At 52.8% G+C, this 16,062-nt stretch carries 16 protein-coding genes and 1 other RNA gene; 10 read left to right on the plus strand and 7 right to left on the minus strand.

What is annotated here, in order from left to right; translation table 11 throughout:
* Window positions 1-120: 120 nt before the first annotated feature.
* The 3 genes from ACTOVJ_RS04240 to ACTOVJ_RS04250 are packed head-to-tail and all read right to left on the minus strand — an operon-like array spanning window position 121 to window position 4,918.
* Complete coding sequence (locus ACTOVJ_RS04240) at window positions 121-732, minus strand: histidine phosphatase family protein (protein WP_449501912.1); 612 nt, start codon at window positions 730-732, stop codon at window positions 121-123.
* Window positions 732-3,581: a bifunctional [glutamine synthetase] adenylyltransferase/[glutamine synthetase]-adenylyl-L-tyrosine phosphorylase gene (locus ACTOVJ_RS04245; RefSeq protein ID WP_449501911.1), complete on the minus strand. Its 2,850-nt coding sequence runs from the start codon at window positions 3,579-3,581 to the stop codon at window positions 732-734. The genes ACTOVJ_RS04240 and ACTOVJ_RS04245 overlap by 1 nt, the downstream gene beginning before the upstream one ends.
* Window positions 3,581-4,918 carry a glutamine synthetase family protein gene (locus ACTOVJ_RS04250; RefSeq protein WP_449501910.1) on the minus strand — a complete coding sequence of 446 codons (1,338 nt, stop codon included), beginning with the start codon at window positions 4,916-4,918 and terminating at the stop codon, window positions 3,581-3,583. The genes ACTOVJ_RS04245 and ACTOVJ_RS04250 overlap by 1 nt, the downstream gene beginning before the upstream one ends.
* Window positions 4,919-5,006: 88 nt before the next feature.
* Here ACTOVJ_RS04250 and panB point away from each other — a divergent pair, with 88 nt between their 5' ends.
* On the plus strand, window positions 5,007-5,801 hold the full coding sequence (panB, locus tag ACTOVJ_RS04255; RefSeq protein ID WP_449501909.1) for a 3-methyl-2-oxobutanoate hydroxymethyltransferase: 795 nt from the start codon (window positions 5,007-5,009) through the stop codon (window positions 5,799-5,801).
* Here panB and ACTOVJ_RS04260 read toward each other — a convergent pair whose 3' ends face one another.
* Entirely contained in the window at window positions 5,802-5,987 is a 186-nt protein-coding gene (locus ACTOVJ_RS04260) for a hypothetical protein (protein WP_449501908.1), read from the minus strand.
* Window positions 5,988-6,033: 46 nt separating this feature from the next.
* Between ACTOVJ_RS04260 and map the strand changes: the two genes are divergently transcribed.
* Window positions 6,034-6,939, plus strand: coding sequence for a type I methionyl aminopeptidase (gene map, locus ACTOVJ_RS04265; RefSeq protein ID WP_449501907.1), 906 nt, complete (start codon window positions 6,034-6,036; stop codon window positions 6,937-6,939).
* A gap of 9 nt (window positions 6,940-6,948) precedes the next feature.
* Window positions 6,949-7,719 carry a polyphosphate--glucose phosphotransferase gene (gene ppgK, locus ACTOVJ_RS04270; protein WP_449501906.1) on the plus strand — a complete coding sequence of 257 codons (771 nt, stop codon included), beginning with the start codon at window positions 6,949-6,951 and terminating at the stop codon, window positions 7,717-7,719.
* Between the two features lie 55 nt (window positions 7,720-7,774).
* On the opposite strand, the gene rnpB is transcribed toward ppgK, so the two are convergent.
* Window positions 7,775-8,120, minus strand: an RNA gene (gene rnpB / locus ACTOVJ_RS04275) — RNase P RNA component class A.
* A gap of 81 nt (window positions 8,121-8,201) precedes the next feature.
* Here rnpB and ACTOVJ_RS04280 point away from each other — a divergent pair.
* A complete protein-coding gene (locus ACTOVJ_RS04280; RefSeq protein WP_449504069.1) occupies window positions 8,202-8,969 on the plus strand; it encodes a YaaA family protein in 768 nt (255 codons plus the stop codon).
* Here ACTOVJ_RS04280 and ACTOVJ_RS04285 read toward each other — a convergent pair.
* Both ACTOVJ_RS04285 and ACTOVJ_RS04290 read right to left on the minus strand, forming a co-directional pair.
* A complete protein-coding gene (locus ACTOVJ_RS04285; RefSeq protein ID WP_449501904.1) occupies window positions 8,966-9,694 on the minus strand; it encodes a zinc ribbon domain-containing protein in 729 nt (242 codons plus the stop codon). The genes ACTOVJ_RS04280 and ACTOVJ_RS04285 overlap by 4 nt on opposite strands.
* Before the next feature lie 24 nt (window positions 9,695-9,718).
* On the minus strand, window positions 9,719-10,513 hold the full coding sequence (locus ACTOVJ_RS04290) for a Nif3-like dinuclear metal center hexameric protein (protein ID WP_449501903.1): 795 nt from the start codon (window positions 10,511-10,513) through the stop codon (window positions 9,719-9,721).
* A gap of 35 nt (window positions 10,514-10,548) precedes the next feature.
* Here ACTOVJ_RS04290 and ACTOVJ_RS04295 point away from each other — a divergent pair, with 35 nt between their 5' ends.
* The 6 genes from ACTOVJ_RS04295 to ACTOVJ_RS04320 all read left to right on the plus strand — a co-directional run bounded on the left by ACTOVJ_RS04295 (window position 10,549) and on the right by ACTOVJ_RS04320 (window position 16,037).
* Window positions 10,549-10,941, plus strand: coding sequence for a fluoride efflux transporter FluC (locus ACTOVJ_RS04295; protein WP_449504070.1), 393 nt, complete (start codon window positions 10,549-10,551; stop codon window positions 10,939-10,941).
* Window positions 10,938-11,303 (plus strand): fluoride efflux transporter FluC, encoded by a 366-nt coding sequence (locus ACTOVJ_RS04300; RefSeq protein WP_449504071.1) that lies wholly within the window; start codon window positions 10,938-10,940, stop codon window positions 11,301-11,303. The genes ACTOVJ_RS04295 and ACTOVJ_RS04300 overlap by 4 nt, the downstream gene beginning before the upstream one ends.
* A 43-nt stretch (window positions 11,304-11,346) precedes the next feature.
* The gene (locus ACTOVJ_RS04305) at window positions 11,347-12,807 is read left to right on the plus strand and encodes an amino acid permease (protein ID WP_449501900.1); all 1,461 of its coding nucleotides are present in this window, start codon (window positions 11,347-11,349) and stop codon (window positions 12,805-12,807) included.
* 218 nt (window positions 12,808-13,025) lie between these two features.
* Window positions 13,026-13,868 (plus strand): sugar phosphate isomerase/epimerase family protein, encoded by an 843-nt coding sequence (locus ACTOVJ_RS04310; protein WP_449502832.1) that lies wholly within the window; start codon window positions 13,026-13,028, stop codon window positions 13,866-13,868.
* Complete coding sequence (locus tag ACTOVJ_RS04315) at window positions 13,865-14,851, plus strand: Gfo/Idh/MocA family protein (protein WP_449504072.1); 987 nt, start codon at window positions 13,865-13,867, stop codon at window positions 14,849-14,851. The genes ACTOVJ_RS04310 and ACTOVJ_RS04315 overlap by 4 nt, the downstream gene beginning before the upstream one ends.
* A 22-nt stretch (window positions 14,852-14,873) precedes the next feature.
* Window positions 14,874-16,037, plus strand: coding sequence for a Gfo/Idh/MocA family protein (locus ACTOVJ_RS04320; RefSeq protein ID WP_449501897.1), 1,164 nt, complete (start codon window positions 14,874-14,876; stop codon window positions 16,035-16,037).
* The last annotated feature ends 25 nt before the right edge of the window (window positions 16,038-16,062 follow it).

The raw sequence follows: 16,062 nt of genomic DNA on the forward strand, positions 1-16,062 counted from the left end.
CTTTATTTTCCAAAACCCCCTGTTTTTTGGGGGGGGCTGTTTTTTCTTCCTCCACCCCCCCCCCCCCCCCACCATCTCTCACACACGCTCATATGAATGACAAATATGTGAAAAGAAAATTCATTCTCCGTTATACGGTTCTTCAGCCCACGCAACCAAGCGATACCCCATTGCAAGCGATCCTTCAACGGTGACAATATCGGTATTCTTCAAACGATGCTCCGTAAAAAATTCCAGTGATGGAGTTCCCGTCGTCGCCATTACCCAAAACGGGATGACCGCGCCGTGAGCGACAAGAGCTGCCACCTGGGCACCCGTTGCTTCAATAGCTTCGATCTCGCGGTCAAAGCGTTCTTTCACCTCGTGGCCAGTTGTCCCACCAGCAAGTGGAAGATCCATCTCGCCACTGAGCCAACGTCCAACGATCTGAAGGTATCGGACACCGGTTTCTGGGATCGGTGTTCCATCCCAGTCTCCAGCGTCGATTTCTGCCAGGCCTGGGCGCTCCACTGGCGTAATTCCCAAAGTCTGTGCCAGTGGGGTAATTGTCTGATGCGTGCGTGGCAGATTGGACATCGATAACGAGGTGATATTTTCACCTGATAAACGGGAGGGCAGCGTAAGCGCCTGTTCACGTCCAAACTCGGTCAAATTCGCTCCAGGGAAACGCGTATCCATGATGAGCGATTCGTTAGCTTCCGTCTGTCCGTGACGAATAAGGTGAAGTCGCATTATTCCTCCTCAAATAGGATTTTTTCGACGACGCCGCGCGCAATACGAGAGCGGCGTAAGTAGGTTTCTTCCATTTCATGACGTTCCTCGGGCGATATTCCCATAAGAGCGGCAATAACGCCAAGTTCGTCAACGTCTGTTGGCAAAATATCGACTTTTGCCCCTTGAGTTCGGCCGCTGGCAAGCACATTCGCTCCACGAAGCGCATCTGCCATATTCCATGCCTGCGACAGCGCTTTTGCATCTGCAGGAGAAAGAACACCGACGTCGACAGCAACATTCATTGCCTCTTGAGTGCCCGTCACACGAAGTTGTGGGAATCGATGAGCATGTTTGAGTTGCAGGTATTGAACAGCGTATTCAATATCAAACAACCCTCCCGGCCCGAGTTTTAAGTGACGTCCTCGCGTCCCGCGTGGAGTACGGTCACGCTCAATGCGCGCTTTCATCAAGCGAATATCCTGGATCTCGTTTGCCGAAAGATGCGCAGGGTAACGTGAGGGCGCAATCATGTCGAGAAATTCCTCGACGATCGCATGATTCCCTCCTGCGTAACGGGCTTTCAGAAGGGCTTGACGCTCCCATGTATCTGCCCATTTCGTGTAATACTCACGATAGCCATCGAGGCTTCTGACAAGCGCACCCGATTTCCCCTCCGGACGCAAACCGGCATCGATAAGCAAAGGAGGCTCTGAATCGATGGAATTCAGAGATGCAATGAATGTGTGCGCAACATTTCCAGCAGCGCGCTCAGCGTCGTGCCCACCACGATAGACGAACATGACATCTGCATCTGAGGCGTAATTGAGATCACAGCTGCCGTAGCGACCCATCGCGATGATTCCAAACTCGACATCGTCTGCCACACATCTCGCGCCTCTCAGCGCAGCTCGGACTGCAACTTCCGCCGCGTTTGTGACCGCTCGCCGAATCTGGGGGCGATCCACCAGCCCCAGAATGTCGGCCAACGCAGTACGCAAAAGTTCGCGCCGTCGCAGGAAGCGTCCAGCGTGTGCCATCGATTCCGGGCCACGCCGCGCCAAAATAGCATCGAGTTCATATCCAAGTGCCTCGCGCGTTTTCGGGATAAGTTGGGCGTCATCATCGAGCCATGCGACAGATTCAGCGAAATTGCTCATCCCATCCCGAACGAACTGGGACGTTGAAAGCACGTGAGCCATGCGTTGAGCAGCAAGTGTAGAGTCACGTAGGAGGCGCATGAACCACGACGTTGATCCTAGACTTTCCGACACAGTGCGATAGGAAGCCAAACCACGATCGGGCATGGGTCCTTCCGAGAACCATTGAAGCATCGCGGGAAGGATATGGCGCTCAATTGCGGCTGTGCGAGAGAGACCTGTTGTCAGTGACGCGACATTTGTCATGGCAGATGTCGGATTTTTGAACCCGATTGCGGAAAGTCTGGCCGCTCCTGCATGTGGTTCGAGTGCAACTTCGTCCGGATGTAGCGATGCGGTGACACCGAGGAGAGGACGATAGTAGATCTCTTGTTGGAGTGCACGCACCTCACGTCGAATTGACTGAAAACGCTCCTCAAGTTCCTTCATTCCCGACAGCCCAAGAGAACGCGCAATCGCACGCAACGTCACGTTATCGGTCGGTAACTGGTGAGTGCGCCGAAACCGGCGTGATTGACATCGATGTTCAAGGTTGCGAAGGAAGCGGTAGGCGCTATCAAGGCGGGCAGCGTGAGAACGTGACATGTAGCTACCAGAGGCAAGGACTTCGATCCCTTCTAAGGTAGGACGGACACGGAGCGCAAAGTCATTTCGCCCATGAACCATCTGCAGGAGTTGGACGGTGAACTCGATATCACGCAGACCGCCCTCCCCCAGTTTGATTTCGCGATCGCGCAGCTTCGGTGAAAGGTGCGCTTCGACCCGACGTCGCATTGCCCGGGAAGATTCGACGAAGTTCGTGCGCGACGCAGCGTCCCATATTAGCGGTGCGACAGCCTCAGTGTAGGACAGTCCCACTTGCATATTTCCTGCAATTGCTCGTGCCTTAAGCAACGCCTGGAACTCCCAATTTTCTGCCCACTTGCGATAATACGTCAGTGACGATTCCACTGTTCGCACGACGGGACCGTCTTTTCCTTCCGGACGAAGTGCCAAATCGATGTCCCACAACGCGGGCCATGAACCGGGCAAAGTTATGAGGCGTGAAATCTCACTGATGGCTGTGGTGGCTGCCTCGATATCAACGCTCGATGCATCAGAAGGAAGCACATAGGTAACATCGACGTCCGAGATATAGTTGACCTCGTCGCCTCCAGTTTTCCCCATGGCAATAATCGCTAAATTCTCCGGAGCACCCACCGCAACCCATGCTGCCTCAAGAGTCGCCCCGACCACTGCAGACAGTGCCTTTCCCACATGGACAAATGCATCAGTAGGAGAAAGAAGATCAGCGGCGAGAATCGCAAGCAGACGTCGGTAATAGTACTCGCGGATCGTATCGGCAGGTTCTGTTCCACACATACGAACAGCACGTGCCTTTTCTGATTCCAGACTCACCGATTCCAGATCGAGACGAGTATCAAGTGCAGATGCCAAATGGGGATGAGCGACCAGCAGATCGAGCGCACCTGTCGAAAATCCGACAACAGCCAGCATCTCTTCACTTGCTGTGGCCAGATCAATTCCAACGTCGGCAAGCCGCACAGCAGCGAGCAGGCCAAGATCAGGGTCTGCCACCTTTGCCAATCGATTGACGAGTACCTGTGAATATTGCGGATCGTGTGTCAAAGATTCAAGCAATTTCGCTGCCCGAGAAGGGTCAAAAAAGCCCGCGGCACGTAGCTGCCCGGTGAGGGTCACCCGCCGCATCAGCGCGCTCCTAGGAAATGACGCCGTTCAAAGGGGGTGATCTGACTGCGGTAGATCTCCCATTCATGGAGCTTGTTGCGGATGAAGTAGTCGAATGCGTCTTCGCCCAGTGTGTCAGCGACTAAAGCGGAGTTCTCCATCTCGCGGAGGGCTTCATGCAGCGATCCGGGAAGAGATTCGATCCCCATCGCTTTTCGTTCAAGGCGATCCAAGTCAGCACCATCGATTCCGAAGGAGTCGGGAAGATCAAGACCACGTTCAATTCCATCAAGTCCTGCCCGCAAGATGACGGCGAAAGCAAGGTACGGATTTGCTGCTGAATCTAGTGCGCGATACTCGATTCTGGCGCTGGAAGCTTTCCCTGGTGTGAATGACGGAACACGGATCAATGCGCTCTGCACGCCCTTCCCCCAGGTGATGTATGCCGGAGCTTCGTCCCCGCCAAAAAGACGCTTGTAGGAGTTGACATGCTGGTTGGTCACTGCTGTAATCTCACGCGCATGTGTGAGGATACCCGCCATGAACTGACGCGCAGTGATGGACAATTCGTATTCCGCAGCAGGATCATAGAACGCATTACGGTCACCTTCAAAGAGAGAAAAGTGGGTGTGCATACCATTACCTGGCTTTCCCTCGAGCGGTTTGGGCATAAACGATGCGCTGACGCCTTGAGCCAGAGCAGTTTCCTCCAAGATCACGCGTAAGGTCATGATGTTATCGGCCATTGTTAATGCATCGGAGACACGAAGATCAATCTCATTTTGACCTGGACCGGATTCATGATGAGAAAAACCAACAGGGATCCCCATGTCTTCAAGTGAACGAACCGCGAGCGCACGAAAATCATGTGCCGTCGATCGTGACACGTGATCGAAGTACGAACCAGAGTCAATCGGTGTAGGAATCTCATACTCATCTGCTACAGGAGTAAACAGGTAAAATTCGAATTCTGGATGAGCATAGAACGTAAAGCCCATTGACGCCGCGTGGTCGATCGCACGCCGTAGGACACCGCGAGGGTCACTTCTCGCTCTCGCTCCGTCGGGAGTCGCAATATCACAGAACAAGCGGGCGACAGTACCTGCCGTCGACGTCGATGGCAATATTTGTAAGGTGCCAGGATCGGGGTGCATCACCATATCTGATTCATGAACTCGTGTCAGCCCTTCAACTGCAGATCCATCGAAACCGATTCCTTCCTCGAAGGCGCTTTCGAGCTCTGCGGGCGCAATGGCAACTGATTTGAGCGTCCCCGAAACGTCGGTGAACCATAGTCGCAAAAACCGCACGTTCTGCTCCTGAACGGTGCGCAAGACATTCTCCATTTGCTTATCCATGAGCCTATTGTCGCATCTTCGCTTAGGGGACTGGAACGAAAACGCGTAGACTGGTGGGCAGACCGTTCCAATTGAACGAAGGAGTGACATGGCGAAGGTCCGAGCCCACCATTTGCGGGCGATGAAAGAAAATGGCGAGAAAATCACGATGCTCACCGCATATGACGCAATCACAGCACATATTTTTGATGAAGCTGGGATCGATATGCTCCTTGTGGGTGATTCATACGGCATGACAATGCTCGGCTACAAATCGACTGTTCCGGTCACGATGGAACAGATGGAACTCGCGATCGGAGCTGTTTCCCGTGGCACCGAACGCGCATTCATCGTCGGCGATATGCCTTTTGGTTCCTACGAAGCGTCAGACTCCGACGCAGTGGCAAATGCTGTTCGTCTCATCAAGGCCGGTGCAAACGCTGTCAAGCTTGAGGGCGGCGAGCGTATGGCTGACCGTATCAAGGCGATTACCAAGGCGGGGATCCTTGTTGTCGGGCACATCGGCTACACCCCTCAGTCAGAAAACGCTCTTGGCGGACCGCGCGTTCAGGGGCGTGGCGACGCCGCATTGGCTATCACGAACGACGCACAGGCTGTGGAAGACGCCGGAGCAATCGCAGTCGTTTTGGAAATGGTCCCCTACGATATCGCTCACGAAATTACCGAGCGTTTGAATATCCCCACCATCGGTATTGGCGCAGGCAAACTCACCGATGGTCAAGTTCTCGTATGGTCGGATATGGCGGGTATGCAGGAGTGGACACCGAAGTTTGTCAAGGTCTTCGGCGAAGTTGGTACCGCGCTTCGCCAAGCGACTGTGGCATACAAAGATGCAGTGAAGAATCTCGAGTTCCCTGACCGCACCCACGCATTTGACCACTGATCACCAGTCGTCGTGCTCAGCTTCGGCTCGGTCTTCTTCATCCGCATGTGCCGTGCGCGCTGCAGCGATCTCAAGAGCGGCGTGCGCAGCCTCAGCACTTGGATAGGGCCCCATTGTTTGAGTCGAATGCCACGGAGAACTTTCTCCCTGAGCCACTTCGTGAGTTGACATGTTAAACCAGTACATCGTTCGCTCCTTCGCGTCCGTTGTCTCTTAATTGTAAGGCAGAGAAATGAATCCTCATCGCGCGCCCCTCGGAACTTTAACTCCGGGGATTGTCTCCCCAATGCTCAAGGTACCTTCTAATATTGAGCGCCCTGAATATCTGTTCCATGATGGCCCTGAAGTTGTCACAACCTCGGATATCAAAGATGAAGAAACAATCGAAAAGATCCGAGTCTCATCACAAATCGCGGCCGATGCGCTCTACGAAGCCGGCGCAGCGATTCGGCCTGGAGTGACTACCGACGAGCTGGATAAAATTGCCCATGAGTACATGTGCGATCACGGAGCCTACCCCTCAACACTGGGGTACATGGGCTTCCCAAAATCCCTATGTACATCGATCAATGAGGTCATTTGCCATGGAATTCCTGATTCCACAGTGCTCCAGGAAGGCGATATCGTCAATCTGGATGTCACAGCGTACAAAAATGGTGTCCACGGTGATACCAATGCCATGTTTTATGTTGGTGAAGTTGATCCTCAATCGGCCTTATTGTGTGAGCGCACCTATGAAGCGATGATGCGCGGCATTAAAGCTGTCAAACCTGGTCGCCAGATCAATGTGATCGGTCGAGTAATCGAAAAGTACGCAAAGCGCTTTGATTACGGCGTGGTCGAAGATTTCACTGGCCACGGTGTCGGGGAGGCATTCCACTCTGGACTCATTGTTCCGCACTACGATTCTGAGCTTTACACCACCACGATTGAGGAGGGCATGGTCTTCACGATCGAGCCTATGCTCACCTTGGGCGATATTGATTGGGAACAGTGGGACGATGACTGGACAATCGTGACACAAGATCGTGGTCGTAGCGCGCAGTGGGAACACACCCTCGTCGTTCGCGCCGACGGCGCTGAAATTTTGACGCTCCCCACCCAGGGCCAAGTCTCTCCAGCAATGCCCACGAAGTAGGAGGAAGACATGAAAAAATACGCGATCGGCGTCGACGTCGGCGGCTCAGGTATTAAAGCAGCGCCAGTTGACTTGCGCACCGGAGAGTTCGCTGATGAACGCTACCGGATTCCTACCCCGGAGAATGCCTCCCCTGCAGAGATTGCTGCCATCATCAAAGAGCTTGTTGACCATTTTGCTCCGAAGAAGAAGACCCCGGTGGGAGTCTCTTTCCCTGCACCAATTCTCGATGGTGTTGTTCCTTTCATTGCGAACCTTTCGCAAGAATGGACCGGAATCAATGCCCACGAATTGCTTGCCTCGACACTCGGACGTCCGGTGACAGTGATCAACGATGCCGACGCCGCTGGTTATGGTGAAGTGCGCTATGGCGCTGCACAAGGGACACAGGGCACGGTGCTCGTGTTGACGCTGGGAACGGGCATTGGTTCGGCACTTGTCAGCCACGGTCATCTTGTCCCGAATACTGAAATGGGACATTTGCTTCTTCCGAATGGGATGAAAGCTGAGCACTATGCGTCCTCAGGTGTACGCGAAAAAGAAGAACTCAGTTTTGAACAGTGGGCAGAGCGCCTGCAGCTTTGCTTCGACACCTATGAGCAGCTCTTCTCCCCCGATTTATTCATCGTTGGAGGCGGCGTGTCAAAAAAGTACAAGAAGTTCCTTCCACTGATTCACACACGTGCACGCATTATTCCCGCACAGTTACGTAACGCAGCTGGAATTGTGGGTGCGGCGTTGCTGGCGTGGGAAGCTGCACGTAACTCTTCCGAATCGTAACGCGTCCATATCTCAATAGTTGAGGGGGAGATCCGAAGATCTCTCCCTCAACTATATCGTGACCATGCCGATACGCCGGGTTCTGTTCTAGCGATCCGCTAGAGGCGACCATCCATCTAGGACGTACGTTGCCGTACGCCTCAAGCAGCCCACCCGTATGCTCAGCGGGACGCCTCAACGCATACTGTTTGGCCTTGCTCCCAGTGGGGTTTACACTGCCAAGTATGTCACCATACTTGCGGTGAGCTCTTACCTCACCATTTCACCCTTACCTTGCGGCGGTTTCATTTCTGTTGCACTTTCCTGCGGGTCACCCCGAGTGGGCGTTACCCACCACTGTTCCCTGCGGAGCCCGGACGTTCCTCGAGAGTTTTCACTCGCGCGGCCGCCTGGCATGCTCAACGCTCAAGTTTAGCACTCCCCGACGTCGAAACTTCCTCGAAGTTAGTCATGAGGTGGAGCACGGACGATAAAATAGCCGTATGCAGATTTTCCTCCCGCCCTCTGAAGGTAAAGCAGCCCCCGACGTCGGCCCAACATTAAATTTCGAGGCTCTCGCTTTCCCTCAGCTCACGCCACTACGCAAGGAACTCGCCAATGAACTGATAGAAGTCTCACGCGCCGAGAATGCATGTGACATTCTCAAAGTCGGCGCCTCGGTTGCTCCGGAAGTCCTACGCCAACAGGATATACTCACCTGCCCCACTGCTCGCGCACTCGATGTTTACACTGGTGTGTTGTATTCAGCGCTGGATCCACATCACCTGACTGAGGCAGATTGGGCTCGTGCTCATGAGCGTCTCGTCATTTTCTCTGGACTCTTTGGAATTCTCAGTCCATGCGACTTCATTCCCTCTTATCGTTTAAAAATGGGAATTACCCTTCCCGGCGGTAACAATGCCGCACGCTGGCGACTCTTGCTGTCCGACGTCGGCTCGCAATTGCTTCATGACAGCCTCATTGTAGACGCACGTTCAGGGCCTTACCGCGTTTTCACACCACGTGGATCACGCGTCGTCGAAATTCGTGTTGAACGTATCAAAGATGGAAAACGTCGTGTTGTCTCCCACGATGCAAAGCGCTACCGAGGATTACTCGCAGGTGCGTTGATTCGTGAACCGAACGTACCAACAACGGTCGAAGAAATCGCCGAATTTGCCCATATCCTCGTCGACGCTGGGCATATCAGTCGCCTTGAGCTACGCAACGGCCCCACGACTCAGCTCACGCTCATCGATCACGTGAACTAGTTCGTCAGCACAATGATGGCATCGTAATCATCCGAGATATGAACATCATCTGGATCTCCACCTCTGATCGATGCCGCTTCAACAGGCGAAATTTGAAGTCCACCTGTGGTCGTCCCATTGGGAGACATCCCGATTACTCCAAACCCGCCACGCGCTCGCGATCGATCGTAGAGAGCGACGAGATCGCGATCCAAAGGCTCAATAAGCCGTTCACGTGTGGCCACGAGATCTTCGATATCACGTGCAAGAATCTCAATCTCAGCTTCCAAAGTTGATCGAGTCTCAAGCATCTGTGTATTGAGCGCATTCAGGTGTGCGCGAGCGCCGTCGAGCTCACGTTCACATGACTCTGCCGCTTCCAGCGCCGCAAAATCACGTTCTTCAGCTTGTTCAAGCCGTGCGCGCGCGTCATCAATCTCTTTTTGCAGAGCCAGAAGCTGACGGGAATCCATGCCGACGCCCGCCGCGAGCTTGCTCTCCTTGTCACGGATCACAGTGGTCAATTTCTCTGTTGCGGCATCTGCCTGCTCAACTTCCATGTTTGCCTGAGCCACTTTTTCCTCGGCGGCGGCGATCTCGCGCCCTGTGGCCGCAATCTGGTTGACAACTGTAGCAAGCTCAGTACGCAACGGGTGGTGGTGGTTCTCCCGGCGTAACTGACCGATCTTTGAATCAAGGGCGGCAAGGTCAAGAAGAGCTAGTTGATCGATACGGGGTGCTTTCATGCTGGGTCTTTCGTTGTGGGAAATTCAGATTCTCAAGGTCCACGGGTCAGTCACGAGCGTCGAAATATAGGTCTCGACGCCGAGTTTCGCTATATGCTGCCGCATCTGTGGCAAGAGTGGCCATTCCGAAGCAAAGTGAGTCAGACCGATCAAGGGACAGCCCCCTGCCCATAAATGATCTGTGCTGGGGTGATGGCGCAGATCAGCAGTGATATAAACATCTGCTCCAACCTCATGTGCACGTGTGAGATAGGAATCGCCCGAACCAGGAGACAGCGCTACTGTGGTAACGATTCGTTCGGGGTCACCACCGATAGTGATTCCAGCTGGAGTTGATGGAATGAGTGCCTTGAGTCGTTCCGCTACTTCACGGACACTCATCGTCATCGTAAGCCGCCCCACTCGCCCAATGCCTAGATGCGGAGCGTCAGGGCATGGATCCAAAGGGCGCACATCTACTAATCCCAGAAGATCGGCCATCGCCTGCGCTGTTCCAGTCTGCGCTGCGTCGGCATTCGTATGGGCTGCGAGCAAGCCGATATTGTGCTGAATCAATGTCGTGACCCACGACCCCTTACCTCCCGTTGCCGCTACGAAAGAGGTGCCACGCAAATACAGCGGATGATGAGTGATCAGCATTTGCGCGCCACGCTCAATAGCCTCATTCACAGTGGCTTCGCATGGATCAACAGCGAAACCAACCTTCCTCACTTCCCACAACGGGTCTCCCACCACAAGGCCAACGCGATCCCAGTCTTGCGCCAAAGCCGGCGGGTACGCATTTTCAATAGCATTGACGACGTCGGAAATGTGTCTCATGCCTTAAGGGTAGCAAGGAGCGTAAAATATCGGTGGTGAATATCGAATCTCGAACACAATGCGCACTGATCGTGGCCACCGGCGCAATGCTTGGCGCACTCGCACGGTATGGCCTCACGACAGCGATTCCTGGCGGCTACCTCGATCTCATGGTAGTAAACGTTATAGGAGCATTTCTCCTTGGTTTTCTCACTGATGTGCTGGCCCGCCGTGTCTCCGACGCATCCCGACGTCGGGGGTGGCAACTCTTCGCTGGAACAGGTGTGCTGGGAGGATTTACCACCTATTCTGCTCTCGCGCTCGACACTGTGGCTTTGTCTGAGTCGCCTGTCCTGGCGTTCCTCTACGCGGCGACGACAGTGGCGCTTGGAGTACTCGCAGCCGAAATCGGTTGCAGGATTGGGGGTCGTATGGGAGGCAGGCCGTGATCGCTTTTCTCGCGCTTGCCGCGGGTCTAGGAGCTGCTTGCCGCTTCCTTCTCGACGACGCCCTGACCAGTGCTGATTCGCGTATGCCACGTGGGACATGGGTGGTGAATACTCTTGGTTCCTTCTTACTTGGCATTTGTGCTGGTGCCGCGAACACCGGAGCCCTATCTCCATATTGGCTGGCGATACTTGGAACCGGGTTTTGTGGTGGATTCACTACTTTTTCGACTGCATCATTAGATTCCGTGAAACTAGCACACCGTGGAGAAAGGTGGATCGCGCTACTCAATAGCACTGGTATGATTGTGGTTTGCGTTGCCGCCGCGGCAGTGGGACTTACCAGTGCGCATCACCTTTGTTGAGTTATTGCACTCCAAACAACGCGGCACTGAAGAAGGAGAAAATGTGGAGTTACAACGTAGCTTATCTAATCGCCACGTCCAGCTGATTGCAATCGGTGGCGCAATTGGCACTGGCCTATTCATGGGCTCAGGAAAAACAATTTCGACGGCGGGTCCCTCTGTTCTTTTGGTCTACGCCATTATCGGATTTGTCCTGTTCTTCATCATGCGTGCGATGGGCGAACTTCTCCTCTCGCGCGAGGGCTACCACACGTTTTCTGACTTCATCGCCGACATCCTTGGGCCTACCGCAGGCTTCGTGGTGGGATGGACGTACTGGCTGTGCTGGATTGTCACTGCGACTGCTGAAGTCATTGCGGTTGCGGGTTACACGCATTTTTGGTGGCCGAATTTGCCGCTGTGGATTCCTGCCCTGATTATGGTGGGCATTATTTTCCTCCTGAACTCCCTCACAGTGAAGGCATTTGGAGAAACTGAATTTTGGTTTTCCTTGGTGAAAATCGTAGCAATTGTTGCTTTGATCGTTATGGGGTGTGTCTTGGCATTTAGTCACTTCACTTCCCCGAATGGGATTCAGTCCGGTGTAAGCAATCTCTGGCTTGATTCAAAAGGCAATATCGATATTTTCCCGCACGGCATCACTGGATTTTTCGGCGGATTTCAGCTGGCGATCTTCTCTTTTATCGGAATTGAACTCGTCGGCACTACAGCAGGTGAGGCGAAAGACCCCGAAATCACGCTCCCCAAAGCGATCAATTCGATTCCTTTGCGCATCTTGATGTTCTATATCCTTGCGCTCGGAACGATTATGATGGTGACTCCATGGAATGAGGTTGATCCTGAGCTTTCTCCGTTCGTTAACCTCTTTTCGCTGGTCGGAATCACCGCCGCAGCATCTGTAGTGAATTTTGTCGTGATCACTTCGGCAGCATCGTCGTGCAATTCTGGAGTGTATTCGACATCCCGTATGGCCTATTCCCTCGCACGTAATGGTCAGGCGCCTGCAGGCTTAGCGAAGCTCTCGGGACGTTTCATCCCTGAAAAATCGTTGATGATCTCCTGCGCCATTCTGTTAACCTCTATTCCGCTCATGGAAACGGGTGGCACCATTATGGAAGTGTTCACGATGGTCACCTCTGTTTCTTCGCTTCTCTTCATCTTCGTCTGGGTGATGATTGTGTGGGCTTACCTGGTGTATCGACTTCGACGCCCGGCTGAGCATGACGCGTCTACATTCAAACTTCCCGGAGGGAAAATCAGCGCGATCCTGGTTCTTGTATTCGTCGCAGTTCTCATCATCATTTTGGCTCAGGATTTCCTCACTCTCATGGCTATTATCTTTTCCATTGTGTGGGTGGGTGCTATCTGGATTGCCGCCACATGCGTTCTACGCAAGGGAGTTGGAGCAAGAGTGGCAGCAAAGCATAAAGCAAAAGTTCAAGCCGAATATGAGGAAGCTGTAAAATATCGTGCCAGTATTTCTCGCCTCACTCAGCGTCATTGAGTGCGAGATTTGTTGGGAGCGCGAACTCGCGTGGCCACACTAGCGCTCCAGACTAAAGTCCTAGCATTTATTTTTGCAGGAAATGTTGCCAAAAGTTGCCGACAAAGCAAGGAAATCTTTAGAGACACCACACTCACCCCCTCACTAGAATAGCAGTGAAAACATGGTGCGGATCACATTGTTGTGCCGCTCCTTTCCCTGCGTTCAAAGGTGTAACAATGTGGACTCTTACCGGATTTGCTGACGAAATTTCCAAAGACCTCACTGAACAGATTGAACTCTTCAACACCCTTGGCATATCCTACGTGGAGTTCAGAAGCGCCTGGGGAACAAAAGTTCTTGATCTGGATCCCGCTCAGCTTGAGCAAGCAAAAACGCAGCTGAGCGAGGCAGGAATTTCTGTATCCTCAATTGGTTCAGATCTCGGCAAAATTCTCATCACTGAACCCTTTGAGAAACATTTTGAACGCGCTGTCCACGCGATGGATGTTGCCCACTTTTTCTCAGCACCCTACATTCGCATGTTCTCTTTCTTTATCCCAGAAGGCACCGATCCTGCTATTTACCGCGAAGAAGTCATGAAACGCACGCGGGCAATGGTTTACCTTGCTGAAAAAGAGGGCATCACCCTCTTGCATGAGAACGAAAAAGATATCTACGGTGACACACCCCAACGCGTAGCGGATCTTATGCAAACAATCGATTCCCCAAACTATCGCGCAATCTTTGATCCAGCAAACTACGTTCAGGTGGGCGTTGCTCCAGCTGACGAAGCCTATCCAGTTGTCAAAGACTACATTGAATACATCCACTGCAAGGATGCTTCAGCGACTGAGATCGTTGATGATCTCAACAAGGTTCTTCCATCTGGGCAAGGTGATGGCCAATTTCCACAACTTTTCCGCGCACTTGAAGCCGATGGCTTCGATGGGTTCCTCTCCATTGAGCCCCATCTGGGTGATTTCAATGCTTTCGGTGGACTGTGCGGGCCGGATCTGTGGACCGATGCCTACAACGCCCTCGTCCATGTCCTGTCACAAATGGGAAAGGACTTCCGATGAAACGGGCGGTGATTATTGGATGTGGAGATGTGAGCGTTGTTCATGCAGAAGGAATAGCACAGATCGAAGATGCCACTCTTGTTGGCGTATGCGATACCGATGTCGAACGTGCGCGTAACTTAGCCCGCAATTACAACGTTCCCTATTTCAGTAGTTACCACGATCTCGTCGAAAACCTTCCCTTCGACGTCGCGCATGTTGCTACCCCGCACAATATGCACGCGAATCTCACCGTTGACCTACTCGAACGCGGATACCATGTCCTCCAAGAAAAGCCGCTTGCGCATTCCCTTGAGGCAGGAAAAGCCATCGTCGACGCGAGCGAAAAAGCATCAGGAAAAATCGGTATCTGTTTCCAAAACCGCTATAACGTTTCTAGCCAAATCCTGCACGCGCACCTTGCGAATGCAGAACTTGGGACTATCACCGGTGCGTACGCAAATATGGTCTGGAGCCGCGATGCGAACTACTATCGCTCACGCCCCTGGCGTGGTACATGGGAAGGCTCGGGCGGTGGACTGCTGATGAATCAAGCAATCCACACAATTGATCTCCTTCATTGGTTCATGGGAGGTATTTCCTCGGTGAGTGGATCAGTAACACTCGATCGCTTGCGTTCACTAATCGAAGTTGATGAAAGTGCACACCTGTTTCTGACGCACCCCAATGGCGCAACGAGCACGATGTATGCGACTCTTGCGAATACCGCTCACAGACCCGTTGAACTCGAAATTTATACGGATAAGGCAACCGCCACTATCCGAGACGGCTTGACGATCCAGTGGAACGATGGGCACACAGAATACTACCCTGAACGCCATGCCGCTTCCTCAGGAAGAACCTATTGGGGCGTGAGCCATGAAATTCTCTTCCGCGATTTCTATTCCACACTCGAATCCCCTGAAGCATTTTGGATTTCCCCGCGCGAAGCCTATGAATCGCTGAAAACTGCCCAAACAATTTATGAACACTCATCCTTGTGATGACCCTATGGAGAGGAAAATCATGACACAAAAAGTACGTTTAGGCATTATCGGACATGGAGCCGAAGGAACAATGTATTCAAAGTTCCTCACCGAAGGGCACGTACCAGAAATGGAAATCGGTGCAATCTGCGACATCCTCCCCGAAAAGAAAGAGGCAGCAGATTCCTACGGTGTTCCTTTTTTCACCGATTACATCGACATGCTCGATTCAGGAACCATCGACGCAATCGTGACATGTGTACCTCACTATCTTCACCCTGAAATGGGCATTGAAGCTCTCAAACGCAAAATTCACACACTCATCGAAAAGCCCGTTGGTGTTTACACAAAACAGGCACGCGAAGTCATCGAATTTGCGCAGAACACACCTGATGTGAAATGCGGTGTTTTCTTCAATCAACGCACAAACCCCCTCTACAGGGATTTGAAAGCATTGATCGATTCTGGCGAACTCGGTTCCCTGCGCCACACCTCGTGGATCATCACCACCTGGTGGCGTCCCCAGGGCTATTACAACCAGTCCGAATGGCGAGCAACATGGGGTGGAGAAGGGGGAGGCGTTCTCGTCAACCAGGCACCACACCAGCTTGATCTATGGCAGTGGCTGTGTGGGACACCAAAATCAGTGTTCGCTAAAGCAGCCTATGGGTACCGCCGCGATATCGTCGTCGAAGATGAAGTCAATGCCCTAGCAGATTTCGGCAATGGCGCAACTGGCACTTTCATTACTTCTACCAACGATTTACCTGGAACTGACCGACTCGAAATTCTTTTCGATCGTGGGAAAATCGTGGTGGAAAACTCCGACACTGTCCACATCACACGCCTCATTGATGACGAGCGTGCGCTCTCAGACAAAATGGGGATGGAAGAAATCGTTGCTCTCTTCACCGGAAAACTCGATCGCGAATCCTTGATGACAACCGAAACAAAAACCTATGAGTCAGTATGGGGCGGACAGCACGTAGAAGTCTTGAAAAACTTTGCAGCACAGATTCTGCACAACGCCGAACCACTTGCTCCTATTGCTGACGGGATCCACGGCGTTGCACTGGCAAACGCCATTCATCTGTCCTCCTGGACTGGCACAGAAGTGTCATTGGAGAACTTCGATGAGGATCTCTACCTCGAACTACTCAACGAACGCATCGAGGCTGAAGGCAAGTTTGAGTCCCGTCAATAGTGGACACTGACAATCATTAAGCGAA

This window comes from Arcanobacterium sp. (ex Cirak et al. 2026) (assembly GCF_053585065.1).